Annotated in this window: 21 protein-coding genes; 17 read left to right on the top strand and 4 right to left on the bottom strand. The window is 70.1% G+C overall.

Going from position 1 to position 24,311, the window contains the following annotated elements; translation table 11 throughout:
- Positions 1–143 precede the first annotated feature (143 nt).
- Entirely contained in the window at positions 144–965 is an 822-nt protein-coding gene (locus KY661_RS22150; RefSeq protein WP_225412111.1) for a glycerophosphodiester phosphodiesterase, read from the top strand.
- Positions 966–974: 9 nt separating this feature from the next.
- Positions 975–1,727: a deoxynucleoside kinase gene (locus tag KY661_RS22145; RefSeq protein ID WP_225412110.1), complete on the top strand. Its 753-nt coding sequence runs from the start codon at positions 975–977 to the stop codon at positions 1,725–1,727.
- Positions 1,728–1,742: 15 nt separating this feature from the next.
- Here KY661_RS22145 and KY661_RS22140 read toward each other — a convergent pair whose 3' ends face one another.
- Positions 1,743–2,174, bottom strand: a complete 432-nt coding sequence (locus KY661_RS22140; RefSeq protein WP_225412109.1) for a PAS domain-containing protein — start codon at positions 2,172–2,174, stop codon at positions 1,743–1,745.
- A 160-nt stretch (positions 2,175–2,334) separates the two neighbouring features.
- On the opposite strand from KY661_RS22140, the gene KY661_RS22135 reads away from it, so the two are divergent.
- The gene (locus KY661_RS22135; RefSeq protein WP_075008021.1) at positions 2,335–2,853 is read left to right on the top strand and encodes an acyl-CoA thioesterase; all 519 of its coding nucleotides are present in this window, start codon (positions 2,335–2,337) and stop codon (positions 2,851–2,853) included.
- Positions 2,854–2,919: 66 nt separating this feature from the next.
- Here the strand turns inward: KY661_RS22135 and KY661_RS22130 are convergent, their stop codons facing one another.
- On the bottom strand, positions 2,920–3,303 hold the full coding sequence (locus KY661_RS22130) for a HesB/IscA family protein (RefSeq protein WP_075008020.1): 384 nt from the start codon (positions 3,301–3,303) through the stop codon (positions 2,920–2,922).
- A gap of 92 nt (positions 3,304–3,395) precedes the next feature.
- Here KY661_RS22130 and KY661_RS22125 point away from each other — a divergent pair, with 92 nt between their 5' ends.
- Positions 3,396–3,728 (top strand): rhodanese-like domain-containing protein, encoded by a 333-nt coding sequence (locus KY661_RS22125; protein ID WP_225412108.1) that lies wholly within the window; start codon positions 3,396–3,398, stop codon positions 3,726–3,728.
- On the opposite strand, the gene KY661_RS22120 is transcribed toward KY661_RS22125, so the two are convergent.
- A complete protein-coding gene (locus tag KY661_RS22120) occupies positions 3,725–6,049 on the bottom strand; it encodes a serine/threonine protein kinase (RefSeq protein WP_225412107.1) in 2,325 nt (774 codons plus the stop codon). The two genes, KY661_RS22125 and KY661_RS22120, sit on opposite strands and share 4 nt — an antisense overlap.
- 128 nt (positions 6,050–6,177) lie before the next feature.
- On the opposite strand from KY661_RS22120, the gene KY661_RS22115 reads away from it, so the two are divergent.
- The 11 genes from KY661_RS22115 (at position 6,178) to KY661_RS22065 (ending at position 19,320) form a co-directional block, all read left to right on the top strand.
- Positions 6,178–6,723 (top strand): hypothetical protein, encoded by a 546-nt coding sequence (locus tag KY661_RS22115; RefSeq protein WP_225412106.1) that lies wholly within the window; start codon positions 6,178–6,180, stop codon positions 6,721–6,723.
- Positions 6,724–6,904: 181 nt separating this feature from the next.
- Entirely contained in the window at positions 6,905–8,065 is a 1,161-nt protein-coding gene (locus KY661_RS22110; RefSeq protein ID WP_225412105.1) for a hypothetical protein, read from the top strand.
- 16 nt (positions 8,066–8,081) lie between these two features.
- On the top strand, positions 8,082–8,798 hold the full coding sequence (locus KY661_RS22105; protein WP_225412104.1) for a VTC domain-containing protein: 717 nt from the start codon (positions 8,082–8,084) through the stop codon (positions 8,796–8,798).
- A 6-nt stretch (positions 8,799–8,804) separates the two neighbouring features.
- The gene (tmk, locus tag KY661_RS22100; RefSeq protein WP_075008014.1) at positions 8,805–10,511 is read left to right on the top strand and encodes a dTMP kinase; all 1,707 of its coding nucleotides are present in this window, start codon (positions 8,805–8,807) and stop codon (positions 10,509–10,511) included.
- A 14-nt stretch (positions 10,512–10,525) separates the two neighbouring features.
- A complete protein-coding gene (locus KY661_RS22095) occupies positions 10,526–11,227 on the top strand; it encodes a DUF4956 domain-containing protein (protein ID WP_075008013.1) in 702 nt (233 codons plus the stop codon).
- Positions 11,224–11,955, top strand: a complete 732-nt coding sequence (locus tag KY661_RS22090; RefSeq protein WP_225412103.1) for a hypothetical protein — start codon at positions 11,224–11,226, stop codon at positions 11,953–11,955. The genes KY661_RS22095 and KY661_RS22090 overlap by 4 nt, the downstream gene beginning before the upstream one ends.
- 132 nt (positions 11,956–12,087) lie before the next feature.
- Positions 12,088–13,701, top strand: coding sequence for a metallophosphoesterase (locus KY661_RS22085; protein ID WP_225412102.1), 1,614 nt, complete (start codon positions 12,088–12,090; stop codon positions 13,699–13,701).
- A 101-nt stretch (positions 13,702–13,802) separates the two neighbouring features.
- Positions 13,803–15,263, top strand: coding sequence for an RsmB/NOP family class I SAM-dependent RNA methyltransferase (locus tag KY661_RS22080; protein WP_225412101.1), 1,461 nt, complete (start codon positions 13,803–13,805; stop codon positions 15,261–15,263).
- Between the two features lie 38 nt (positions 15,264–15,301).
- A complete protein-coding gene (locus tag KY661_RS22075) occupies positions 15,302–17,071 on the top strand; it encodes a M61 family metallopeptidase (RefSeq protein WP_225412100.1) in 1,770 nt (589 codons plus the stop codon).
- A gap of 25 nt (positions 17,072–17,096) precedes the next feature.
- The gene (locus tag KY661_RS22070) at positions 17,097–18,551 is read left to right on the top strand and encodes a hypothetical protein (RefSeq protein ID WP_225412099.1); all 1,455 of its coding nucleotides are present in this window, start codon (positions 17,097–17,099) and stop codon (positions 18,549–18,551) included.
- A gap of 133 nt (positions 18,552–18,684) precedes the next feature.
- Positions 18,685–19,320, top strand: coding sequence for a hypothetical protein (locus tag KY661_RS22065; RefSeq protein ID WP_225412098.1), 636 nt, complete (start codon positions 18,685–18,687; stop codon positions 19,318–19,320).
- A gap of 58 nt (positions 19,321–19,378) precedes the next feature.
- Here the strand turns inward: KY661_RS22065 and KY661_RS22060 are convergent, their stop codons facing one another.
- Positions 19,379–21,085, bottom strand: a complete 1,707-nt coding sequence (locus KY661_RS22060; protein ID WP_225412097.1) for a glycoside hydrolase family 71/99-like protein — start codon at positions 21,083–21,085, stop codon at positions 19,379–19,381.
- A 342-nt stretch (positions 21,086–21,427) separates the two neighbouring features.
- On the opposite strand from KY661_RS22060, the gene KY661_RS22055 reads away from it, so the two are divergent.
- Positions 21,428–22,873, top strand: coding sequence for an MATE family efflux transporter (locus KY661_RS22055; protein ID WP_225412096.1), 1,446 nt, complete (start codon positions 21,428–21,430; stop codon positions 22,871–22,873).
- A 213-nt stretch (positions 22,874–23,086) separates the two neighbouring features.
- The gene (locus KY661_RS22050; protein ID WP_225412095.1) at positions 23,087–24,310 is read left to right on the top strand and encodes an inositol-3-phosphate synthase; all 1,224 of its coding nucleotides are present in this window, start codon (positions 23,087–23,089) and stop codon (positions 24,308–24,310) included.
- Position 24,311 lies beyond the last annotated feature (1 nt).

Here is a 24,311-nt window from a genome sequence, read left to right as displayed (position 1 = left end):
CCCGCAAAGGCGCGCTTCGGGGAGCAACAGGCCAGGCGGACCGGCCCCCACCGCGGACGTGACACCCTGGCAATACGTCTGCGACACTTCGCGGCAAGGGCCGCGAGCACCGCAAGCCCTGAAATGCCCGGACCCTCGAACCCATGTCCCGCCCCCTGCCCCCGTTCCTTCAAGGCCTGAAGCCGACCCTCCACATCTCCCACCGCGGGGGGGCCCTGCTCGCGCCGGAAAACACCCTGTGCGCCTTCCAGATGGCGGTGGAGCGCTACCGCACGCAGATGCTGGAGCTGGATGTCCACCTCACCCGCGACGGGGAGGTGGTGGTGGCGCACGACGCCACGCTGGAGCGCTGCACCGACGGCTCAGGCCCCCTGGCCGCATGCTCCCTGGCGGAGTTGCAGCGCCTGGATGCCGGCTTCCGCTTCACCCCGGACGGGGGCCGGACCTTCTCCTTCCGGCGCCAGGGCATCCGCATCCCCACCCTGCGCGAGGTGCTCCGGGCGTTTCCCGGCCTGCGCATCAACCTGGAGCTGAAGCCGGACGCCCCCGGCTCCGAGCTCGTCCTGCGCGAGGTGCTCCGCGAGGAAGCCGCCCTGGAGCGCGTGTGCCTGGGCAGCGAGCACGACGCCGTGGCCGAACGGCTGGTGGCCTGCATGCCCGAGGCCTGCCACTTCTACCCGCGCGAGGCCCTGGCCACCTACGTCATCACCGCGCGCAACGGGGAGACGCCCCCCGAGGACCCGCGCTACACCGTGCTCGACATGCCCCTGTACTTCGGCGAGGTGCGGCTCGTGGACGCCGCGTTCCTGCGCACCACCGCCGCCCAGGGAAAGTGGGTCAATGTGTGGACGGTGGATGACGCCGGGGAGATGCGGCGCCTGGTGGCCGAGGGCGTGGGCGGCATCATGACGGACCGTCCGGATACGCTCCGTCAGATTTTGGACGCTCCCACGCAAGCGCAGTAAGCCGGCACCATGGCCCGCCCCGTCTCCCGCAAGCGCTCCCCCCCCGCCGCCCCGGCCCCGGAGCCGGCTCCCACCGTGGCCTCCCCTGCCCCGGCCCCCGCGCCGCGCACGCGCAACACGCTCCGGGCCAAGCCGCCCAAGGCCCGGCGCTTCCTGGCCCTGGCCGGCAACATCGGGGCCGGCAAGACGACGGCCGCCAAGATGATCAGCCAGTCCTTCGGCTTCGAGCTGTTCGACGAGCCGGTCATCGATAACCGGTTCCTCAAGGACTACTACGCCGACATGCGCCGCTGGAGCTTCACCCTCCAGCTGGAGTTCCTCATCCGGCGCGTGGAGCACCACGAGCTCATCCACTCGGTGCGCAAGAGCTGCGTGCAGGACCGCACGCTCTACGAGGACCCGGAGATCTTCGCCAAGTACCTGCACGGGCTGGGGCACCTGACGAACGCGGAGCTGGATCTCTACTACGAGTACTTCCAGCGCCTGTCGCGCAGCATCCTGCCGCCCGACCGGGTCATCTGCTTCGAGGTGGGCACGGTGGATGTGCTGCTGGAGCGCATCCGCACCCGGGGGCGCGAGGAGGAGAAGGGCATCCAGGAGCAGTTCCTGCGCGGCCTCAACGGCTACTACGCCACGTTCCCGCAGGTGCTCCAGAAGAAGTACGGCGTGGACTGCCTGGTGCTGGATGTCTCCTCGCGGGACATCCGCCGGGGCCAGGGCCGCGAGGAGTTCCTGGATCGCGTCTCCAGCTTCCTGGCCTGAGCGGCCTCCCGCGGCTCAGCGCCCCGGGGGCGGGGTGACGGACGTCTGGGAGATGAGCACCCACACCGAGTCGGTCTTCTCGCTGTAGAACATGGTGATGGCCACGTTGCGCCAGCCATGGTCGAACTTGAAGATGAAGCCAAACGTCTCGTACAGCGAGCGCTGGTTCAGCCCGTGCAAGAACCGGCCGTAGAACTCCCGCACCTTGGTGCAGGGGGCCACTTCATCGAAGAAGTTCCGGTGGATCTGCCGGTCGCGGTTGATGCGCGCCAGCTTCGCCTCGGTTTGATTGAACTTGAGAATGCGGCCGGTGCGGTCCAGCTGGATGAGCCCGAAGGGCAAGGTGTCCAGCTCGGCCGCGGACAGGTTGTCCGCCTGCCTCAGCAGATCATCCGCGTCTGACTTCGAGGCATGGGGCAAGGGATTCAAGGTCGCAGGGAGCGCCATGGCTGTGTCCTTGGGGGAGGGGGCGGTGAGATGTTCAACTTGATAGAGAGCCTTGCCCTGAAGAGCAACGAGCGCCGTGAATTCTTGTACGGGAGTCCCACCCAATCATTCACCGTGCAACACGCCGCTGATGCCGCCACCGAACTCCCGAGGAGCCCCTGTGCAAGACCTTACGGCCAAGAGTCCACGCGACTCCGAAGTGCTGATGACGCAGATGATCCTTCCCCCGGATGCCAACAACCTGAACGCGGCGTTCGGCGGCAAGGTCATGCAATGGATTGACATCTGTGGGGCCATCGCGGCCCAGCGCCACTGCAGGCAGGTGGTGGTGACCGCCTCCATGGATGATCTGCACTTCCATGCCTCCATTCGTGTGGGATGGATTGCCCTGCTGCGCTCGCGCGTGCTCGCCGCCTTCCACAGCTCCATGGAGGTGGGCGTCACCGTGCACGCGGAGAACCCGCTCACCGGCGAGCGCACCCTCACCACCAGCGCGCTGATGACCTTCGTCGCCCTCAACAAGGACGGAAGCCGCGCCCAGGTGCCGCCCCTGCAACTCACGACGGAGGAGGAGCGCGTGGCGTTTCAGCAGGCCGAGGAGCGGCGCACCCAGCGCCTCGCTCGCAGGAAGGAAACGCAGGCCTGGCTGCGGGTGATGGTGCCCTCGCAAGGGGGCTGAACGCCCCGGCCCCTGCGCGCCCGCCCTCTTCCGCTCAGCGGGGAAGAGGGCGCGAAGCCACCGGCATCAGGTGGTGAAGGAGGTGCCGCAACCGCAGGAGGACTTGGCGTTCGGGTTCTCGAACTTGAAGCCCGCGCCCGTCACGGACGTGACGAAGTCCACCACGGTGCCCAGCAGGTACTTGCTGCTCAGCGCGTCGGTGGTGATCCGCACGCCGTCCTGCTCCCAGACGTGGTCGTTCGGCTTGGCTTCCTTGACCAGGTTGAGATCGTAGCCCAGGCCGCTGCAGCCCGCAGGCACCACGCGGATGGAGAAGAAGTAGCCCTCGAACCCCTGGGCCTTGATGACCTCTTTCACCTGGGTCACCGCGGCCACGCTGAGCCGCACCGGATTGAGGGGGGTGGCCTGCACATCCAGCGAAGCAGGAGCAGGGGTGGTCGTCGTATCCATGTTCGTCAGTCTCCTTGCCTGCGCCTTATAACGCCAGGCGTCTGGAAAGCCATCCGTCCTGCAGTGGAAACCCAGGTTATACCCTCGCCTACATGCCCATTCCGGAGATCTCCCCCACTGAACTGGCCGCCCGCCTGGAGGGGCCCGCCGAGCAACGGCCCGTCCTCCTGGACGTGCGCTTCCCGGAGGAGCACGAGTACGTGGCCCTGCCCGGCTCGGTGCTCATTCCCCTGCCCGAGCTGGAGGAGCGCGCCCCGGAGCTGGAGGGCTTCCGGGGCCGCCCCGTGGTCGTCTACTGCCACCATGGCGTCCGCAGCCTGGATGGCGCGGCCTACCTGCGGGCGCTGGGCCTGGAGGCCGTCTCGCTCCGGGGCGGCATCGATCTGTACGCGCGCGCGGTGGAGCCGCGCCTGCCGCGCTACTAGGGCAGCACTTCCTTGACGGTCTGGGCGTTCAGGTCCGCCGACACCGTGGTGGTGGCGCCCCGCTTCACCTGGACCTCCACCGTGAGGGGCTTCTCGAGCTTCTCGCTGTGAAGCTCCAGCACGTGCGGGCCCTCCATCAGATCGAACGGGATGCCCGGGGTGAAGTCGTAGATGTCCTGGCCCCGCTCCCGGATGGTGATTTTCCCCGGGTTGCGGGGGCTGACCTTGAGCTGGACGGAGCCCATCTTGAACTCGCGCTTGATGACCTTGATCTCGCCGGGCTCGCCGTAGGGCAGCTCCTCCTCGGCGTAGATGCCCTGCTGACGGTTCTCCAGGATGAGCGTGTCCTGGATGTGGGCGCCCGCCACCCCCTTGAGGGGCGTCTCGCCCAGCTCGGTCAGGGGATCCGAGCTGCCGCACCGGTCGCTGTGGCGCACCGTCACGTGGGTCTTCGGGGACGTGTCCACCGACACCAGGATGCCCTGGCCGTCGATGCCCTTGATGTTGAGCTTGTCCCGGAAGGCGAAGATGAGCCCGGCCACCCCCAGGATGGCCACCCCGGCGAGGACCTTCTTGAGGGCTTCGCCCGGGTTGCGCAGCACGGGCTTCTTCGGCTTGGGCGCCGCGGGGGCCGAGGGCGAGGAGGGCTCATCGTCCTCCACCCCCACGGACTTGCGCACGGGCGCCTCCCGCATCTCCACGCTGCTCTTCGGGAGCACGCCCGTGCGCCGGCGCGGGGGCTGGGAATGCTCACCCGAGGGCCGCACCTGGCTCACATGGCCCGTGGTCCGGCGCCGGGGCGGGGGCGCGGGCGGCGGGGTGGGCTCCGGCTCCGGCTCCGGCAACTGGGTGCGCTCGGAGTCCTCGTAGGGGTCCTCTTCCTCCTGACGCCGTGCCCGGGCCTCCAGGGCGAGCGCCGCGCGGGAAGGCCGGGGCGCGGGGCGCGCCTCCTCCTCGGAGAGCGGCACCTGCCGGGAGGCACTGCGCCGCACGGGCGCCGCGTCCTCGGTGGGAGCCCTCATCTCCGGGCGCGAGGGCATGCGCCCGACGGCCGTCTGTCCGGCGCCCGTGGCCCGGCGGGGCGTCTCCCCCGAGCGCCGGGGCACCGGCGCCACCTGGGTGCCCTGCGGCGCCAGGTACTCGTTCATCTCCTCGTGCAGCGAGGGCGGCTGGGAGGTGCGCGTGGCGGGCCGGATGCCCGTGGAGGTGCGGGGCCGGTCGTGACGCTGGGAGCTCTCGCCTGGAGGGGCCTCCCAGCGCATGTCCGCCACGGCGGGCGGCGGGGTCCGCGACGGCCGGGCGGACGCAGGCTCCGCGGGCGGCGACGGGGGGGCCAGGTTGGCCGAGCTGCTGGAGTCCTCGCCGTTGGGCTCGGGGTTGCCGGACTTCTTCTCCTCCTGGAGGCGGTCCGCGAAGAGCGTCTCCATCAGCTCGGAGATCTGCACGGAGCTGGCCACCGCCTGCTCGCGCACGAGGGCCTCCTCCAGGGCGAGCTGGAACTGGCGCGCGTCGCGGTAGCGGTCATCCGCCGCCTTGGACAGCGCCCGCATCACCACCTCGTCCATGCCCGGGGGCACATCGGCCACCTGGGAGGGCGGCTGGATGCTGCACTCGAGCGCGGCCTGGAGCGTGGCCAGCTCCGTCTCTCGCTTGAGCGGGCGGTTGCACGTGAGCAGCTCGTAGAGCACCAGCCCGATGGCGAAGATGTCCGCGCGGTGATCCAGCGCCTTGCCCGAGGCCTGCTCCGGGGCCATGTAGGCGAACTTGCCCTTGATGGCGCCCGACTTCGTGAGCCCCACCTGGTCGGCGGCCTTGGCGATGCCGAAGTCCACCAGCTTCACCGAGCCGTCGAAGCTGATGAGGATGTTCTGCGGGGAGATGTCCCGGTGCACCACCTTGAGGGGGCGGCCCGCGTCATCCGTGCGGGTGTGCGCGTAGTACAGCCCCTCGCACGCGGCGGCGACGATGCGGATGGCCAGCGGACGGGCAATCCACTGGTCCTTGCCGTAGGCCTTGCGCATCACCCGGCCCAGGTCCTCGCCGTGGACGAACTCCATGGCGATGTAATAGGTGCCGTTGGCCTCGCCGAACTCGTACACCTGGGCGATGTTCGGGTGGGTGAAGCGCGCGGCGATCAGCGCCTCGTTCCGGAACATCTCCACGAACTCGTGGTCCTCCGCCAGGTGCGGGAGGATGCGCTTGACGACCAGGTTCTTGGCGAAGCCCTCGATCCCCGTCTGGCGCGCAAGCCAGACCTCGGCCATGCCGCCCGTGGCGAGCTTCTTCAGAAGCTGGTATTTCCCGAAAGGCTGAGGAGTCATCCCGGTGGGCTCGCCGGGGGGAGCAAGCGGAAGTGGGTGGTGTGGAGACAGGGCATCTTAGACGACAGGGCGGGTGGAGGCAAAACCGTCTTACCACGTCCGGCCGGGGGGTCTGGAGCGCCTGTCTGTTGCTCGCCACCCTGGCCGCCGCCGCCCCCCCGCAGCCGGACCGCATCACCGTGGACCGGCGCGGCGGCGTGCTGGAGCTGGCCTGGTCGGACTCGGAGGAGCGGCTTCAAGGTTCGATCCAGCCCCTGGCCCCCCGCGCCGGGGAGCCCCTGAAGGTCACCCTCCACGTCGGCAGCTTCCAGGGCGCCCCCTTCGAAGGCCCCCTCACCGTCTCGCTCCGGGAGCGGGGCGCGACCCATGGCCAGGTGTTGACCGTCCCGAAGGGCGCCGTGAACTGGCACGCGGAGTTCGTGCCGGAGCGCGCCGCCGTGCACCAGCTCGATGTGAGCTTCCGGACCACCCGGATCAAGGTGCTCCACGCGGAGCTCGACGTGGGCGCGCCCCGGCTGCCCCACCTGCTGCTCTGGGGAGGGTTGGGCCTGGGCGTGCTCCTGGCGCTCCTGGGGGGGCTGCGCCTGCTCCAGAAGGAAAAACCGTCCGGATCTCCCGCCCCGGAGACCGGAATTTCTTCTGCCCCGGGGCCGGACGAACCGTCCGCCCTGTAACTTCGCGGGAAGCCCTTTTTCCCACCGAGGGAACTTTCTTTCCCTTTCGTGCGGGGAAAAACCGCCGAAGCCCCCTTTTTCCCGCGCTGATCGCCGCGCGTCCGTCCCCTTCCGGACAGAGCACCGCCCGGGCACCCATGTTGCAGGGAAGCTCGGCGGTCGAGGCACGGAGGCGGGACACATGAGCGGGCGGCGGGTCGGGGTTCAATCGGTGGGGCGGAGCCTTCTGGCCGCGCTCCTGGTGAGTGCGCCGGCGTGGGCACAGGAGGAGACCTCCGCGGAAGCCCCCGCCTCCCCCGCCGAGCCCACCCTCGTCGCCGAGGCCATGCCGGTGAACGCGGGCACGGTACAGCGGCCCAGTGCCCCCACGGCCCCGGAGGCCCCCAGCGCGCCGGCCGAAGCGCCCAAGCCCAAGGTGGAGCCGCTGGGCGAGAGCCTGAGCGCGATGGAGGAGAAGCCCACGGATCGCGAGGTGCGCGTCTTCGGGCGCGTCTTCGCCCGGGCCCGGGCCGATGAGCGCTCGGACTACGCGCGCAACCTGTCCATCCAGTCCGCGCGCGTGGGCGTCAGCGCGTCCTTCAAGCACCTCGAGGCGGAGGTGACCGGCGACCTGTCCTCGAAGAACATCCTGAAGGATGCGTTCGTGCGGCTGGCGAACGAGTCGAAGAGCCTTCGCCTCTACGCGGGCCAGTTCAAGGCGCCCTTCCTGGAGCGCGCGCTGGAGTCGAGCTGGGACTTGCCGCTGGTGGGCCGGGGCTTCGTCGAGGACTACCTCACCGAGACGCACACGATGGGCGGCCGGCGCCTGGGGCTCATGGGCGAGGTGCGGCTCAAGGGGGCCTGGAAGCTGAAGGTCTCCGGCGGCCTCTTCGAGGGCTCCAAGGACGAGCTGGGCGTGCGCACCAGCGAGGACGCGGCCGCGCGCGTGAGCATCCGCCCCTTCAAGGCGCTCACCGTGGGCGTCAGCGGCTACATGGCCGAGGTGATGGAGGGCATGCCCCGCAACGCGATGGCGGCCGATGCCCTCCTGCGGCTGGGCGCGCTGAGCGTCTCCGGGGAGTTCGTCCGCGGGCGGCTCGGCCTGGGCCCCTTCACCGCGCAGCTCGGTCTGCTCACCTACACGCTGCCCCTCTCGAACGACTGGGCGCTGCAGCCCGTGGTGGGCGCCGAGGCGCTGCAGCTGCGCGGAGAAGTGACGGGACGCGGCTGGACAACCGTGGGGGGCGTCAACATCCTCTTCTCCGATTTCTTCAAGGCGCAGGTGCAGGCCGAGCGCGGCATTCGTCCCGGAGACGAAGTGCCCGGCACTGAATTGTCCCTGCAGCTGGCCACCCGCTTCTAGGAACGGAGATTCGATCATGATCTCGTTCGCCGAAGGCGAAGTCACCAAACTGCGCCGCGAGTTCAAGCTGGTGCTGGAACCCGCCGCCGCCGCCGCGCTCAGCTCGCGGCTGTGCCTGGAGCTGGACGGCCACCTGCCGCCCCCCACGCGCATCGTCTCCATCTACTTCGACAAGCCGGGCTACCCGCTGACCCAGCGCGCGGTGAACACCCCGAACGACTGCATGAAGGTGCGGACCAAGGAGTACTCGCCGGACCTGGGCGCCGAGGGTGTGGAGCGCGTGGTGCTCGAGGCCAAGCGCGAGCGCAACGGCGTCACCCAGAAGCGCCGGGTGTGGGTGCCGCGCTGGCGGCTCAAGAGCGTGCTGCGCGGCAGCACGGGGCTGCTGCCACTGATTGCCGGGGGCGGGCTGATCCCCGTGCTCGGGGTGACGTACCAGCGCCACGTGTACCAGGCCTCGCACACCTGGCGGGTCACGGTGGACCGGGAGATTGGCTACCACTCGATTCCGCCGGGCCTGGCCCTGTCGGAGTCGGCGCTGACGGTGGAGCGGCTGGGACCGCCGCTGCACCTGGACCGCCGCGTGGTGGTGGAAGTGAAGCACCTGGGACAGGAGCTGCCAGAGTGGCTGGCGGCGCTGCACCCGGGAGGCAGGAAGCCGGCGTACAGCAAGTTCGCCGAGGGGATGGCGAGGATTCACTCCTTCGCCGCGGATGGGGTTCTTGGGGGTTAGGGCACCGTGTTCATCGACTTCGAAGGCATCGACGGCAGCGGCAAGACAACGCTCTCCAATCTCCTGGCCGCGCGGTTGCGGCGCCAGGGGTACAAGGTGGCTCACGCCCGGGAGGGTGGCGAGCTGCAATCGCCCATCGCCCGGCGCGTGCGGGATTTGACGCGCGACTCCAAGCTTTTGGAGATGGGCGCGCGCACCGAGTTCTTCCTCAACCTGGCGCGCGACGCGCAGCAGCTCGAGGAGGTCATCGCCCCGGCGCTCGGCCGCGGCGAGGTGTGCATCAGCGACCGCTACCTCTACTCGCAGCTGGCGCTGAGCGGCGGCGGCCGGGGCCTGTCCCAGCAGGAGCTGGCCCCCGCGTGCGAGCTGGCCTCCAAGGGCATCTGGCCGGACCTGGTCATCCTGGTGGACGTGGAGCCGGACCTGGCGCGGCTGCGCAAGCGGCTGGGGAAGATCAAGGAGGGCCGGAGCACGGACGGCGACAGCCGCAAGGGGCTCGCGGGCGCGGGGCTGGCCGTGCGCGTGCGCGAGGCCTTCCTGGAGATGGCGCGCAAGGATCCGTCGCGCTGGCTCGTCATCGAGAACAACGACCAGCCCCTGTGGGCGCTGGAGCAGCGCATCGTCGACGCGGTGCTCGCCCGGCTGGAGGGGCGTGAGCCGCAGATCCAGCGCATCAGCCCCGAGGTGGCCGCGGCGCCCACGGGCCCGGTGACGGTGGAGAACGTGGAGGAGCGCTTCTTCCACGCGCTGGACGCGCTGGAGGTGCGCGAGCCGGCCCTGGCGGTGTGGCTGCTGGGCGGCGTGCCCGGCCTGGCCCCCCACCAGCGGCGCCTGGCCTCCGTGGAGCGCTTCCCGGGCCTGTCCGTGCGCAGCCTCCTGGGGCTGGAGGACGAGGCCTCCTGGTCCCTGCGCGAGCTGCTGGCCAAGGTGGTGCCGGCCGATGTCGCCGCCAGCCTCAACGGCAGCACGTCCCCGCGCGCCATGGCGCTCAACACCCAGCTCTATCCGCTCGCCCCGCGCGAGGTGGTGATGGGGCTCAAGCGCAACGACAGCACGGAGGCGTGGAACCTGCGCGAGCGCGCGCTGCACGACCGGCACCTCGGCGAGGTGCTGCTGGGCCTGGCCGGCGTGGACGGTGAGGCGGCCTGGTCCGTGCGCGAGCTGGGCGTCCAGAAGAAGCTGCACTCGGAGGTGGCCCGCAGCCTCACGGGGCTCAAGGGCGAGCGCGCGGATGCGCTCCGGGAGTCGCTCCTGCCGCACGACCGGCTCGCGGTGCTGCGCAGCGTCACCGGCCTGGACTCGCCGTTCGCCACGGGCCTGCGCGAGCAGCTCGCCGGCAAGGCGCTGAAGCTGGTGCTGCGCTCGCTCACGGGGCTCACCACCGCCGAGGCCTTCGCCCTGCGCGAGCAGGGGGCGCAGCTCACCAAGGAGGCCCTCGACTCGATCGACGGCATGGATGACCCGCGGGCGTGGCGGCTGCGCGAGCTGTTCGCCTCGCGCTGGCCGGCCACCGTCCTCTCCTCGCTCCGGGGGCTGCCGCTCACGGAGCGCGCCGAGGCGCTCATCGGCCGCGTGCTGAACGCCAGCCCGGGACGGCTGCCGCTCTTGCGCAACGCCTACTGCGTCGTCGCCACCGCGCATGAGACGGCCCTGGACCGGGTGGTGCGTCCGGCCGCCGCCTCCGATTCCGACGCAGCGCGCGCCAGCCTCTGAAAGAGACCCTCACCATGGAACCCACCTTCACGGCGGTCTTCAGCGACCTGGGCAAAGAGCTCTCCTCGATTCCCATGGCCGCCATCATTCCCCGGATGATGGCCGCGGTGCTCATCGGCGCCCTGCTGTCCCTGCGCCCCTGGCGGTTGATGATGGGGCGCGCGCTGCCCAAGGCGGAGATGGTGCATGCGCAGGTGCTGCTGTGCACCGCCGCAGCGGTCATCACCGCGGTCATCGGCGACAGCGTGGCCAAGGCCTTTGGCCTCGTGGGCCTGGGCGGCTTCGTGCGCTTCCGCTCGGGGCTGAAGGATCCGCGCGACGCGGCCATCCTCTTCCTGATGATCGGCCTGGGCATGGCGTGCGGCCACGGCAGCCTGGGGCTCGCGGGCATGGGCACGCTGTTCGTCGCGGGGCTGCTGATGGTGCTGGACCTGGTCTCCAAGGAGGAGAAGGCGCCGAAGCAGCGGATGATGGTGTCGGCTCAGTCGGATGACCTGGTCAACGCGGAGGCCTCGCTGCGCCAGGCGCTGGGCTCGCGGAATGTGATGGTGAAGTCCTGCGCGCTCGATTTCGACGGGCGCCGGTTGGAGATGGAAGTCGAGGAGAAGGATCCGGGGGCCCTCGTCGCGGCGCTGAGCCAGACGCAGGGATCCACCCTCCGGGGATTGCGATGGGCGGCGTTGAGCCCCAAGGGAACACGGGAGGAGCAGGTATGAGACGGAGTGTGGTGGCGGCCCTGGTGGCCGGAGCGTGGCTGGTGGGTTGTGGCGGTGCGGGCGGTCTTCCCACGGACCCGAACAACCCTTCGGGGGGCCTGCCTGGCGACCCCGTGAACCCCGACCCGGGAGGCCCGGGCAACCCGGCCACGAGCCAGAGCCTGTGGCCACTCACCACGGGCTCCACGTGGACCTACCGCATCACGGATCCCGTGCGCGGCACGTTCGACAAGACGGTGGAGGCGCTGGGCCTGGAGACGGTGCCAGACACGAACCAGACGGCCACCGCGATGCGCAGCATCCAGCCGCACCTGGAGGAGCTGTCCTGGCAGGTGGAGGTCAGTGACGGCACGGTGGTGCGCCTGCGCGAGGAGGACCGCAAGGCGGGCACCGTCGCCCGGGTCACCACCTGGTCCCCGGCCACGGTGAAGTCGTTGTCCAAGCCGCAGGCGCTCAACTGGAGCACCGCGTCCACCATCCGCGAGAAGACGCAGCTGAGCGATGGCACCCAGGAGGAGAAGGAGCGCACGTACACCTGGCGCGTGGTGGCCGTGAACGAGACCGTCACCGTCCCGGCCGGCACCTTCACCAACGCCATCAAGGTCCTCCGAGACCGTCCGGACAAGGAAGGCAAGGAGCGCGTCTACTGGCTCGTTCCGGGCGTCGGCAAGGTGAAGGAGGACGGCGAGCGGCTCGAGGAGCTCTCCTCCTACACCATCGCGAAGTAGACCGGCCCAGGGGCCGCCTACCCCTGAAGCGCTCCCCTGCCCGCCCGTGGGAATTCGACACGGGGAGGATGGGGGGGGTGCGCCCAGAAGGTTGAACCTCCGTCCCCGGAATCCCCCGGGGCCGGAGGCTTCATGCATTTAGCGAAGGTCCCTGCGCTCGGCGCCCTGGTTGCTGCCCTGGTGATGACCACCGGGGTGGCCCACGCGGCCTCACTGACCCGCTCCCCGTACCTGCAACGGGTGGGTCCCGACACAGCCACCATCGCCTTCCGCGTGGACTCGAACTGCGCCGCCCAGGTGCGCTACGGCACCGGGGGCACGACGGACCAGACGGCCCGCTCGGCGGACAGCGGCCGCACCCACGCCGTGGAACTCAACGGCCTGGCCCCTGGGGCCGAGTACACCTATGTGGTGGAGGCCTGCGGGGCGAACACACCCCCCAAGCGCTTCCGCACCGCGCCCGTGCCCGGCACGCGCCGGGTGCACTTCGCCGCCATGGGGGACTTCGGCACGGGCGGCTCCCGCCAGAAGGAGGTGGCAGCCAGCATGCTCTCGCACCGGCCCGAGCTGTTCATCGGCATGGGGGATGTCGCCTACGAGTCCGGCACCGAGGAGCAGATCCAGAACAACATGTTCGCCCCCATGAAGGACCTCCTGATGGAGGTGCCCTTCTTCGCGGTGGCCGGCAACCACGAGTACGTCACGAACCAGGCCCAGCCCTACCTGGACAACCTCTACCTGCCCACCAGCTCCAGCGGCGGCGAACGCTACTACTCCTTTGACTGGGGGCACGTGCACTTCGTGGGCATCGACTCGAACTGCGCCATCGGCCTGGCCTCGAAGGACCGCTGCACCCTGGCGGCGCAGAAGGCGTGGGTGGAGCAGGATCTCGCGCAGAGCAAGGCCGCGTGGAAGGTCGCCTTCTTCCACCACCCGCCCTGGTCCAGCGGCGACCACGGCTCCCAGCTCCTCATGCGCCGGGAGTTCAGCCCGCTGTTCGAGAAGTACGGCGTGGACCTGGTGCTCACCGGGCACGACCACCACTACGAGCGCACCTACGCGATGAAGGGCGACGCCATGGCCTCGGGCACGGGCATCCCCTACCTCGTGGTGGGCAGCGGCGGCGCCAACCTGCGGGAGTTCGCCAACTCGAAGCCCTCCTGGAGCGCCGCGCGGAACAACACGGACTACGGATTCCTGGACGTCGAGGTCGTCGGGGGCACCCTCACCGCGAAGCTCATGACGTCCTCGGGCAACGCCGCGGACACCCTGGTGCTGACGAAGGCACTGCCCCCCGAGGAGACGCCCTCCCCGGATGCGCTGGCCCTCATCGTCGAGGGGGAGCGCGGGGTGGCCCCCCACCAGGCCCTCTTCCGCGCGGAGCCCTCCCTGAGCGGCGCCTCGGTGGAGTGGGACTTCGGGGATGGGCAGACGGGCGAGGGCACCCAGCTGTCCCACGTCTATGAGAAGGAAGGCGAGTACACGGTGACGGCGACGGCCCGCGCGGGCTCGGCCCAGCAGACCGCCACCGCCCAGGTGTCCGTCGCCCCGCCGGGCACGAGCCTGCCCTCTCCGGGCACTCCTCAGTTCCCCCCTTCGGGGCCGTCCATCGGGGTGCCGGGCCCGGGGATGCCGGGAGACGATGACGCGGCGGCGGCCGGCGGGTGCGCCACGGCCCCCCTGGGTGCCCTGTTCCCCCTGGGAGCACTGGCCCTCGCCGGGCTCTGGCGCCGCCGTTCGCGGTAGGCGGCCCGCCCGGTTCTGCTTCCGTGCTTGCCACCAGGCGTCCGGGATGCGATGGGCGCCTGCGCCGCAGGTTCCTTCCCTCCTGGGCCCTGGAGCTCGCCATGAAACGATCCCACCGTCCGGAACCGAAGAAGCAGGGCGCGAAGAAGGCCCCCTCAAAGAAGCCCTCCGAGAGGGGCACGAAGCGCACCGGCCCGGCCTCCCGCGACGACGCCCGCGGCGCCCCCTCCGAGCGTGCCGCCCGGCCGCTGCGGGAGGACCTGGTGCTCCAGGCCTGCCTGGAGGCCTACGGCTCGGTGCGCCATGAGGGCCGCCTGTCCGACCGGGCCCTCGACTTCACCCTGCGCCGCAAGGCGCACCTGTACTCCACCGAGCGCCGGGCCGTGGCCGAGCGGGTCTACGCCCTGCTGCGCCGCCAGCGCACGGTGGACTGGCTCCTGGCGCGCGTGCGGCCCAGCTTCGACCGGCTGGAGACCACGCGCCAGGACGTGATGCGCCTGGCGGCCTCCCGCATCCTCCACGGGGAGCCCCTGGAGCAGGTGGTGCACTCCTCCTCCCTGCCCGCCGAGGACGGCGCCGCCCTGCGCACGCTCCCGGACGCGGCCGCGGCGCTGGACGCGCTGCCCCAGGCCAAGCGCTACCCCATCGCCGCCTCGCTGCCGGACTTCCTCGCGGAGAAGTTCCTGGAGACGTTTGGCGCGGACGCCAACGCGGCCGCGGAGGCCATGAACGAGCGCGCCCCGCTCACCGCGCGCGTCAACCTGCTCAAGGGCAGCCGGGAGGAGCTCCAGCGGCGGCTGGCCGCCGAGGGCGTGGAGAGCAGGCCCACACCCCTGTCTCCCCTGGGGCTGTGGCTGGAGACGCGCATCAACGTCTTCTCCCTGCAGAGCTTCAAGGACGGGCTGCTGGAGCTGCAGGACGAGGGCAGCCAGCTCCTGGGCATGCTCGTGGACTCGCCGCCCACGCGGGTGGTGGATGCGTGCGCGGGGGCGGGCGGCAAAACCCTCCAGCTCGCCACGCAGATGAAGAACCGGGGGGACCTGCACGCCCTGGACGTGGACGAGGTCCGCATCGAGGAGCTGCGCAAGCGGGCCCGCCGCGCCGGGGTGCACAACGTGCGCACCCAGGTCATCCCCGCCGAGGACCCCGCCGCGGCCGAGGCCCTGGTGGCCCTGAAGGACAAGGCGGACCGGGTGATGGTGGACGCGCCGTGCAGCGGCACGGGCACCTACCGCCGCAAGCCGGACGGGCGCTACCGGCTCACGCCGGAGGACCTGAAGGCGCACGCGGCCCGGCAGAAGGCGCTGCTGGAGCGGTTCTCCACGATGGTGAAGCCCGGAGGCCGGCTCATCTACGGCACGTGCAGCGTGCTGCGGGAGGAGAACGAGGCGGTCATCGAGGACTTCCTCTCGCGCCACCCGGAGTTCTCCGTGCGTCCTGTGGCCCAGGAACTGGGCCCGGAGCTGGGAGAGAAGGTCAGCCGGGGCCCCTTCCTGCGCCTGGCCCCGCATACCCACAACACGGATGGCTTCTTCGGAGCCATCCTCGTCCGGGCGAAGTAGGCTCCCGGGAGACGACCCCGCCACGGAGAACCCTGGCCATGAAGGAAGCGGTCCACTATCGCGTCTCCATGTCCCGTCCGCACTCGCACCTGTTCGAGGTGGAGGCGCGCTTCCCGGCGGGACAGGCTGTGCTCGACGCGGTCCTGCCGGTGTGGACGCCGGGCAGCTACCTGGTGCGCGAGTACGCGCGCCACCTCCAGGATGTGACGGCCACGGGCCCCGGGGGCGAGGCGCTGCCCCTGCAACGCGTGGACAAGCGCACCTTCCGCGTGACGGCGGGAGGCCAGGCGGTGACGCTGCGCTACCGCGTCTACGCCAACGAGCTGACGGTGCGCACCAGCCACCTGGACGGCTCCCACGGCTACTTCAACGGGGCCACGCTCTTTCTCTACACGGAGGCCACGCGCCACCAGCCGCACCACGTCACCGTGGTGGCCCCCGAGGGGTGGCAGACCTTCTGCGCGCTGGAGCGCCAGGGCGAGACCTTCCTCGCCCCGGACTATGACGAGCTGGTGGACAGCCCCTTCGAGGTGGGCCCCCACACGCCCCTGTCCTTCACCGCCGCGGGCGTGCCCCACGAAGTCGTGGTTTGGGGTGACACCGTCCCGGACGCGGAGAAGCTGACCGCGGACCTGCAGCGCATCTGCGAGGCCCAGGCCCGGCTGTTCAACGGGCTGCCCATGACGCGCTACCTGTTCCTCGTCTACCTCACGGACAAGGGCCGGGGCGGCCTGGAGCACAAGAACTCCACGGCGCTGCTATTCCCCCGCGCGGGGCTGCACAGCGTGCGCGGCTGGGAGGACTTCCTCACGCTGGCGGCGCACGAGTACTTCCACCTGTGGAACATCAAGCGCATCAAGCCGCGCTCGTTCGTGCCCTTCGACTACTCGCAGGAGAACTACACCACGCTGCTGTGGGCCTTCGAGGGGATGACGTCCTACTACGACAACCTCTTCGTGCGCCGCGCGGGGCTCATGTCCGCCCAGCGCTACCTGACGCGCCTGGGGGAGACGTTCACCCTGCTCCACGGCACCCCGGGCCGGCGCACCCAGACGCTGGCGGAGGCCTCGCTGCTGAGCTGGATCAAACACTACCGCCCCGACGAGAACTCGCCCAACAGCGCCATCTCCTACTACCTCAAGGGCGAGGTGGTGTGCGTGCTGCTGGACCTGGAGATCCGCCGCGCCACGCAGGACACCAAGGGCCTGGACGACGTGCTGCGCCTGCTGTGGGAGCGCTACGGCGATGGCTCGGGGATGCCCGAGGACGGCATGGAGGCGGCGGTGCGGGAAGTCTCGGGCCAGGACCTCACCGCCTTCTTCGACCTGGCGGTGCGCTCCACGCGCGAGCTGGACTACTCGGTCCTCTCCCACGTGGGCCTGCAGGCGGAGTTCCGGGTGCGCGAGTCCACCAGCGACAAGGGCGGCACGCCGCCGCCGCGCAAGTCCAGCGAGGTGAAGCCCCGGGGCTGGCTGGGGCTGACCACCAAGGGCAGCGGCACGCTGGCCACCGTGGCGGAGGACTCGCCGGCCATGGAAGCCGGGCTGTGCCCCGAGGACGAGCTGGTGGCGCTGGACGGCTACAAGGTGGACGCGGCCAGCCTGCTGAGCCGGTGCGAGGACAAGCGCCCCGGCGACACGGTGCGCCTCACGGTGTTCCGCCGGGACAAGCTGATGGAGCTCTCCGCCGTCCTGGGCCAGAAGCCCGCGGACGCGATCTACCTCAGCCGGGTGGACAAACCGTCGGACGCCCAGAAAGCCGCCTTCCAGGCCTGGCTGGGAGCGACTTGGGACGAGACCCTGAGCTAGCCTTTCCCTCCTGAAGGGGAAGCGCATGACAGACACCTCCCCGGGGCCCTGCCGCCAGCACCCCCGGACCGCCGCGGGCTGGAGCTGTGAGGCGTGCCAGGCGAGGCTCTGCCCGGACTGCGCCACCGTGCGCCGGGCCCTGTCCACGGAGTACCTGGCCTGCGGCCGGTGCCAGGGCCCCATCGAGCCCATCCTCCTGCACCGCTCGAGCGTGCCGCTCACCGTGCGGCTGCGCCAGGCCTGGCGCTATCCCATGTCCTCGTCCGGCCTGCCCTTCCTGCTGGGGCTGAGCGCCGTCCTGGCCGTGCTGCGCTGGGCGCTGGTGGAGACCTTCCTGCTGCTCAAGTGGCTGCCCACGGTGATGTGGCTCGGCGTCTTCTGGGGCGCCTTCTTCTCCGTTGTCCGCTCCACGGCCCGGGGGGCGCGGGAGCTGGACGTGCCGGACTACTCGGACGTCTACAAGGACTGTGTGGCGCCCGCGCTCCGGGGCCTCGTGGCCACCTCCGTGGTGTGGCTGCCCGTGACCATCTACCTGCTGGGCTTCAAGGCCTGGGACGTGCGGGGGCCGGTGACGGACCTCTCCAACCAGCCCGCCTTCTACGTCACCGGAGGACTGCCCGCGCTCGACTGGGAGCCGGTGGTGACGGACCCCGTGCTCTGGCTGCTGCTCCTGGCCAGCTTCGCGTACCTGCCCCTGGTGCTCCTGCTGGCGGCGGCGGGCACCGGGGTGTTCCAGATGCTCAACCCGCTGACGGCCCTGCGGGCCGCGGCCCGCCTGGGCAAGGACTACGCCCTCACCCTGGGGGCGCTGGCCCTGCTGTGCGGCGTCATGGCGCTGGGCCATGGCGTGGCCGCGGGGTTCCGCTGGCTGCACCTGGCCTTCGTCTCCCCCTTCGCGGCGGAGTTCGTCACCAGCATCGCCCCGGTGCTCATGGCCCATGTCCTGGGCCTGCTGCTGTACACCCGGGGGGATGCACTCGGGTATGGCGAGCCCCGGGACTACTTCATGCCCGTGCTGGGCGCGGTGCAGCCCCGCACGGTGGCGCCCGCCATACGGGAAGGCCCGCCGCCGGCGGCCGAGGCCCCCACCGGGGCGCCCCCTCCCCAGGACGGCCTGCTCCAGGCCCTGGCGCAGGCCGTGGAAGCAAAGGATCCGGAGAAGGCCCTGGCGCTGTACGCCGGGCTCCAGACGCCCCAGGAATGGAAACAGGTGGAGGCCGCGCAGCACTTCTTCGTCGGCCAGGCCGCCATTGCCCGGGGTGAGTACGCGCTGGCCGTGAAGGCCCTGGAGTCCGCGGCCGACGTGGCCCCGGAAGGGCCCCTGGCCTCCCGGGCGCTCGTGCTCCAGGCGCGCGTCTGCGCCGAGCGCCTCCGGGACACCGAGCGGGCCGAGAACCTCTACCGCTACATCCTCCACCGGTACCCGGGCACGGAGGCCTCGCGCTTCGCCCAGAAGCACCTGCCCCGCCCCATCGCCTGAGCCAACGCTTCCGCCACCACAGGGCGAAGTCCGAGCCATACCCCCGAAGGGGTAAAGACGCCACGGCTTCAGTTGGCCCATGGTGCGCCGCGAACCTCAGACCGGCGCAACACAGGCCCTGTCTCACGGAGCTATGAAAAAACACCTCGTATGGATCTCGGCGGCCCTCTTCACCTGGGTGGGCTGCGGCGACGACTCGTCCGGAAACGACAACCCAGGGGGCAATCCCCCAGCGGCCAGTTGCAGTGCGGCGAACTGCGCCGGCTGCTGCTTCAACAACACCTGCCAGGCGGGAAACACCTCCGCCGCGTGTGGCAAGGCGGGGGCCGCCTGCACCACCTGCGGCACCGCCCAGGTGTGTCTGACGGCTCAAACCTGCGGCGTGGATCCGGACAGCGCCTGGCGGGTGCAACCCCTGTCTGCCCGGATTGCCGCTACCAACAATGGCACGGCCTGGGACGGTGAAGGCTCCGCGCCGGACGTCTTCATCGTCATGAAGTGCCCAGGCTCGGAGACCACCACGTCCACGCCCGAGGTGGAGAGCTACACCCCTGCGTGGAGCACGGGGGGGTGCACCGCGAGGGCGGGCCAGCTGCTGGCGGAACAGTGGATGTTCCAGGTGTGGGACAGCGATGTTACCAGCGATGACACCATCACCAGTGCCCTGGCGGTTCAGTTCACCGGGGAGCACTTCACCCAGGGAACGCTCACCTTCGAAGGCTCGGGGGGAATGACGTCGCTGACGGTGCAGCTGCAGAAGCAGCCTTGAGCGGTACACCCGGGCGCCTCCTTCCGGAAGCGCCCGGGCCCTTCGAGGACTTCAACGCCTACTGGCGGATGATCTGCACGTCGTCCAGGTGGACGAAGCTGCTGCCGGTGAAGGCCTGGGTGTGCAGGCCGAACTCCAGGTAGCCGTTGGTCACAGAAATGGTGGGCGTCTCCAGCTGCGTCCAGCTGCTGTAGGTGCCGAGGTTCGTGGCGGCCGGCGAGCAAGAGGCGCAGGTCTTCGCCTGGAGCCGCGAGAAGCCGAAGTCACCGCCCTTGCGGACCCAGGCGCGCACCCGGTAGTTGCCGTTGGGGATGCCGTTGACCGTCTGGTACGTCCACGTCTCGAAGGCCCCCGGGCTGTAGTGCGTCAGGTGGTAGGCGCTGTTGTAGCCCCCGTTGTACGTCTCGGTGAACGCGGCCCCCGCGGTGTTGTTGGGCGACCAGGTGTTCCAGCCGGACATGCCGGACTCGAAGCCCGCGTTGGTGACGGCGGGGTTGTTCGTGGGCGGCGGCGTGGTGCCACCGCCGTTGAGGATCTTCGCCGCCTCGTCCGGCCGCAGGTTCACGAAGTGATCGAACGCGGTGTTGAGCTGGGCCTGCTTGGCCGAGTCATTCGCGTACTGCTTGCGCTGCTCGTAGAGCTTGGCGATGAGCTCCAGGTGGCTCTGGTTGTAGGGCACGCCCAGCTTCTGCTGCAGGGTGGTCAGGAAGCCGTAGCCGAACTCGCGCGTCGGCTCGATCATCGTGCCCTCGCCGTAGTCATTCCACGTGGCGAGCTGGATCCAGTTCACGCCGCTGTTCTTGGCCAGGTCCAACGTCTGGCCGAAGGTGCCCGTACCGTTGTGGGCCAAGCTCCATCCGGGGCCCCCCCAGCCACCGGCGGTGTAGAAGGTGTTGAAGCCCGGGTAGGCCACGCCGAACTTCACGCCCAGCGGACGGTTGTTGTAGAAGTTCTGAAGGCCCGTCGTGAAGTCCGAGTAGATCCACGGGTACTCACCCTTGGCGTTGGTGCCAGCCTCCTGGCTCTCGTACCAGAGCGTCAGGAACGTCGGCTTGACGGACAGGGGCGAGAAGATGTTGCTCCAGTCCGACGGCGAGCTGAAGGTCTGCGGCCCGAAGTCCAGGAGCAGGGGCGCGTTGTTGATCTTGATGTGATTGCCGCGGGAGAAGTAGTTGTCCCGCAGGTAGACCATGTCGTTGCGGGCCGCGGCGAGCTTGTCCGGGACGGGGCAGCCGCTCTGGGGGGCCAGCGTGTAGTTGTTGTCCTCGTAGACCACCGCGAACTCCAACCCCACCGAGGAGGTCTTGTTGATGACGGCCTCGGAGTTCTGCTTGTTCTTGGGGTAGTCCAGGCAGTTGAGGGTCCCGGGCCAGTCGATCAGGACGCCATCCACGCCCGCGTACTTCATGAGCAGCAGCTGGTACTCGACGACATCCTTGTCGCCCGACGCATAGGGCCCGATGAGCGGGTAGTAATACGAGGCGATCTGCCGCTTGCCCGAGCCGTCGATGACGTTGGGGTTCTTGTTGGCCATCGTCCAGTGGATGCCCCAGGAGCCATTGCCCGAGGAGGTGTTGCTCTCGAACCAGGGCATGAGGTGGACGTAGATCTTCTTGTTGAAGCTCTTGGGCACGGAGGCCAGCGGGGCGGTGACAGCGGCGGCCGGTGCCTCCACCTCGGGCTCGGATGCCGCCTGCCCACAGCCCACCAGCATGAGCGCGGCGAACACGCCCGCTCCTCCGTTCACGAAACGATGACGCGTCATGAGAATGCTCCTTCGAGTCGGCTCGGGGGGCGTCGGTAGCACAGCGCCCAGGAAACAGAAATACCCATTCAACGCGTAAAACGACTTAAAACAGAAAATCTCGTTCTGAACGCTGGGGCGCTGCTCCCCTCGGAATACCGTGAGCCGCCTGCTGGGTTGTGGCGCGGTGAGCTTGCTCGCCGTGGGGCAGTGACGCCGCCTTCACCCTGGCGAGGACTCATGCTTCTGGCAGCCCCGCCCGCCCCCGAGCGGCTGTGGGCCCCCAGGAAATGAACGAGGGGACAGGGGCCGTTCCCTCGCGCGCAACGGTTTCACCCTTTTCTTCCCCCACGGCCCCCCTTCATGTCTCAGCCCTCCCTGTCCGCCGAGCTCACCTCGGAGGCCTCGCCCCCCGTCCTGGCCCGTCCGGGCTGGCGTGCCGCGCTCGCCGAGGCGGTGCGGGGCACCCACCACGACTTCTCCACGGGCTCCGTGGATCGCGCCCTGCTGCTGCTCTCCATCCCCATGGTGCTGGAGATGGTGATGGAGTCCATCTTCGCCCTGGTGGACGTCTTCTTCGTCTCGCGCCTGGGGGCGGACGCCGTGGCCACGGTGGGCCTCACCGAGTCCATGCTCACGCTGGCCTATACGGTGCCCCTGGGGCTGTCCATCGGCGCCACGGCGCTGATCTCCCGGCGCATGGGCGAGAAGGATCCCGAGCGGGCCGCGCGCACGGCGGTGCAGACGCTGGGGCTGGGCTTCGTGCTGTCCCTGCCCATGTCGGTGCTGGGCGTGCTGTTCGCCCGGCCGCTGCTCTCGGCCCTGGGCGCCTCCCCGGCCGTGGTGGCACAAGGCGCCGTCTACACCCAGGTGATGCTGGGCAGCTTCGTCATCGTCATGCCGCTGTTCCTCATCAGCGCCATCCTGCGCGGCGCGGGGGATGCGGCCACCTCCATGCGCGCGCTGCTGCTGGCCAACTCCGTCAACCTCGTGCTCGCCCCGCTCTTCATCTTCGGCTTGGGCCCGGTGCCCGGCCTGGGCGTGCTGGGCGCGGCGATCGCCACCACCGTGGGGCGCGGCACGGGCGTGCTCTACCAGCTCTACCGCCTGCTGCGCGGCGGGGGGCGGCTCTGCCTGGGGCGGCGCCACCTGAGCCTCGAGCCCGCCACCCTGGGGGCCCTCTTGCGGCTGTCCGGCGGCGCCATCCTCCAGTCCGTGCTGGGCCTCTCCAGCTGGCTGGTGCTGATGCGGATCGTGGCCAGCTTCGGCAGCGCGGCGATGGCCGGCTACACCCTCGTCATGCGGATCATCCTCTTCGCCCAGCAGCCCGCCTGGGGGATGAGCCACGCGGTGGGCACCCTGGTGGGCCAGAGCCTGGGCGCCCGGGACGCGGAGCGCGCCGAGCGCGTCACCTGGCGCGCCAGCTTCTTCACCGTGCTCTTCCTGGGCGCGGTGAGCCTGGTGTTCCTCACGTGCTCCGAGCCACTCATCCGCGCCTTCACCCTCGAGGCCGACGTTGTCTTCCACGCCTCGCGTGGCCTGCGGATCCTCAGTTGGGGCCTCATCCTCTACGCCTTCGTCACAATTATTCCTCACGCCTTTAACGGCGCCGGCGATACGCGCACGCCCACCGTGGTCAACCTGGCCTGCTCCTGGGGGCTACAGATTCCCCTCGCGTACGCACTCACCGGCCCCGCGGGGCTAGGACCCGAGGGCGCTTTCCTGGCCATCGCCATCACCTATGCGGCGCTGGGCGCCGTGAGCGCCGCCCTCTTCCGCCAGGGAAAGTGGAAGGCACAGGGCCTCTGAGCCCCGGCTTCATCGACCCGACACTCCCCTCTTGCTCCAGGCTGTATTGAAGCCTCGCCCCCGGGTGAGGACTCTCTTGGGGTACTCGCAGCGGGCGGATGCTTGGAAGCATCCCCCGGCAGCAGCTCCACACATCCGGGAGCCGCTCTCCAGGCACACCTGGAGCCATGGCGAGTTGGGGATGGTGCTGTCCGGGGGAGGAGTCGCAGGGTCATGGCTGAGAATGAGCGCTTGGGTGTTGCGATTGTGGGTTTGGGCGGGGCGGTAGCGACGACGGCGGTCGCGGGCCTGGAGCTGCTGCGCCGCGGGCGCGTCGACACCAAGGGGCTGCCGCTGGCCTCCGCGCGGGGCATGGGCCTCATCGACTACGAGGCCCTGACGTTCGGCGGCTGGGATTTGTTCGAGGATGATCTGGCGCAGGCGGCGCGCAACCACGCGGTGCTGACCGAAAGCCAGCTCGAGGCCGTGGCGCCGGTGCTCAGCCAGATGCGGCCCTGGAGCGCCGTGTCCAACCCGCGCTTCTGCAAGAACGTGGTGGGCACCTCCAGCAAGACGACGCGCAGCCTGCGCGAGCAGGTGCAGGCCATCCGGGAGGACCTGGCGCGCTTCCGCCAGGAGCAGAAGGTCAACCGCGTGGTGGTCATCAACCTGGCCTCCACCGAGCGCGCGGTGGACCTGACGCAGCCCAAGTTCCTCACGCCCCAAGCCTTCGAGGCGGCGCTCGACGCGAATGACCCGGACATCGGCCCGGCGATGCTCTACGCGTACGCGGCCATCGCCGACGGCACGCCGTTCGCCAACTTCACGCCGAGCATCGCCGCGGACGTGCCGGCGCTGCTGCTGCTGGCGCAGCGCAACGGCTCGCCCCTGGCCGGCAAGGACGGCAAGACGGGGCAGACCATGCTCAAGACGGCCATCGCCCCCGTGCTCCGGGACCGGGCGCTGCACGTCGAGGGCTGGTACTCCACCAACATCCTGGGCAACCGGGACGGGGAGGCCCTGAATGATCCGGCCTCGAAGGCCAACAAGATCGACACCAAGGGCGCCGCGCTGGACAGCATCCTCGGCTACAAGGTCCAGGACCACATCGTCCAGATCCAGTACTACCGGCCGCGCGGGGACAACAAGGAGGCCTGGGACAACATCGACGTGGTGGGCTTCCTGGGCCAGCCCATGCAGCTGAAGCTCAACTTCCTGTGTAAGGACTCCATCCTGGCCGCGCCGCTCGTGGTGGAGCTGGCGCGCACGCTGGACCTGGCCAAGCGCCGCGGCGAGGCGGGCGTCATCGACGCGCTGGGCTGCTTCTTCAAGGCCCCGATGACGCAGGACGGGGGCAAGGTGGAGCACGCCATGGCGGAGCAGCAGCGCCGCCTCATGAGCTGGCTGTCGCTGGGCCGCGTCCAGCCCACCCTCGGCAGAGAGCGCATCCGGGGCTGAC

The organism is Allostigmatella hybrida (assembly GCF_020103775.1).
Classification (GTDB): Bacteria; Myxococcota; Myxococcia; order Myxococcales; family Myxococcaceae; genus Hyalangium; species Hyalangium aurantiaca.
The sequence above is the reverse complement of the archived record's forward strand: the minus strand, read 5'-3'. Positions and strand labels throughout refer to the sequence as shown.

Coding starts and splice junctions, on each gene's coding strand:
- KY661_RS22150 (WP_225412111.1), top strand. CDS start 144: ATGTCCCGCCCCCTGCCCCCGTTCCTTCAAGGCCTGAAGCCGACCCTC.
- KY661_RS22145 (WP_225412110.1), top strand. CDS start 975: ATGGCCCGCCCCGTCTCCCGCAAGCGCTCCCCCCCCGCCGCCCCGGCC.
- KY661_RS22140 (WP_225412109.1), bottom strand. CDS start 2,174: ATGGCGCTCCCTGCGACCTTGAATCCCTTGCCCCATGCCTCGAAGTCA.
- KY661_RS22130 (WP_075008020.1), bottom strand. CDS start 3,303: ATGGATACGACGACCACCCCTGCTCCTGCTTCGCTGGATGTGCAGGCC.
- KY661_RS22125 (WP_225412108.1), top strand. CDS start 3,396: ATGCCCATTCCGGAGATCTCCCCCACTGAACTGGCCGCCCGCCTGGAG.
- KY661_RS22120 (WP_225412107.1), bottom strand. CDS start 6,049: ATGACTCCTCAGCCTTTCGGGAAATACCAGCTTCTGAAGAAGCTCGCC.
- KY661_RS22110 (WP_225412105.1), top strand. CDS start 6,905: ATGAGCGGGCGGCGGGTCGGGGTTCAATCGGTGGGGCGGAGCCTTCTG.
- KY661_RS22105 (WP_225412104.1), top strand. CDS start 8,082: ATGATCTCGTTCGCCGAAGGCGAAGTCACCAAACTGCGCCGCGAGTTC.
- KY661_RS22095 (WP_075008013.1), top strand. CDS start 10,526: ATGGAACCCACCTTCACGGCGGTCTTCAGCGACCTGGGCAAAGAGCTC.
- KY661_RS22090 (WP_225412103.1), top strand. CDS start 11,224: ATGAGACGGAGTGTGGTGGCGGCCCTGGTGGCCGGAGCGTGGCTGGTG.
- KY661_RS22085 (WP_225412102.1), top strand. CDS start 12,088: ATGCATTTAGCGAAGGTCCCTGCGCTCGGCGCCCTGGTTGCTGCCCTG.
- KY661_RS22080 (WP_225412101.1), top strand. CDS start 13,803: ATGAAACGATCCCACCGTCCGGAACCGAAGAAGCAGGGCGCGAAGAAG.
- KY661_RS22075 (WP_225412100.1), top strand. CDS start 15,302: ATGAAGGAAGCGGTCCACTATCGCGTCTCCATGTCCCGTCCGCACTCG.
- KY661_RS22070 (WP_225412099.1), top strand. CDS start 17,097: ATGACAGACACCTCCCCGGGGCCCTGCCGCCAGCACCCCCGGACCGCC.
- KY661_RS22065 (WP_225412098.1), top strand. CDS start 18,685: ATGAAAAAACACCTCGTATGGATCTCGGCGGCCCTCTTCACCTGGGTG.
- KY661_RS22060 (WP_225412097.1), bottom strand. CDS start 21,085: ATGACGCGTCATCGTTTCGTGAACGGAGGAGCGGGCGTGTTCGCCGCG.
- KY661_RS22055 (WP_225412096.1), top strand. CDS start 21,428: ATGTCTCAGCCCTCCCTGTCCGCCGAGCTCACCTCGGAGGCCTCGCCC.
- KY661_RS22050 (WP_225412095.1), top strand. CDS start 23,087: ATGGCTGAGAATGAGCGCTTGGGTGTTGCGATTGTGGGTTTGGGCGGG.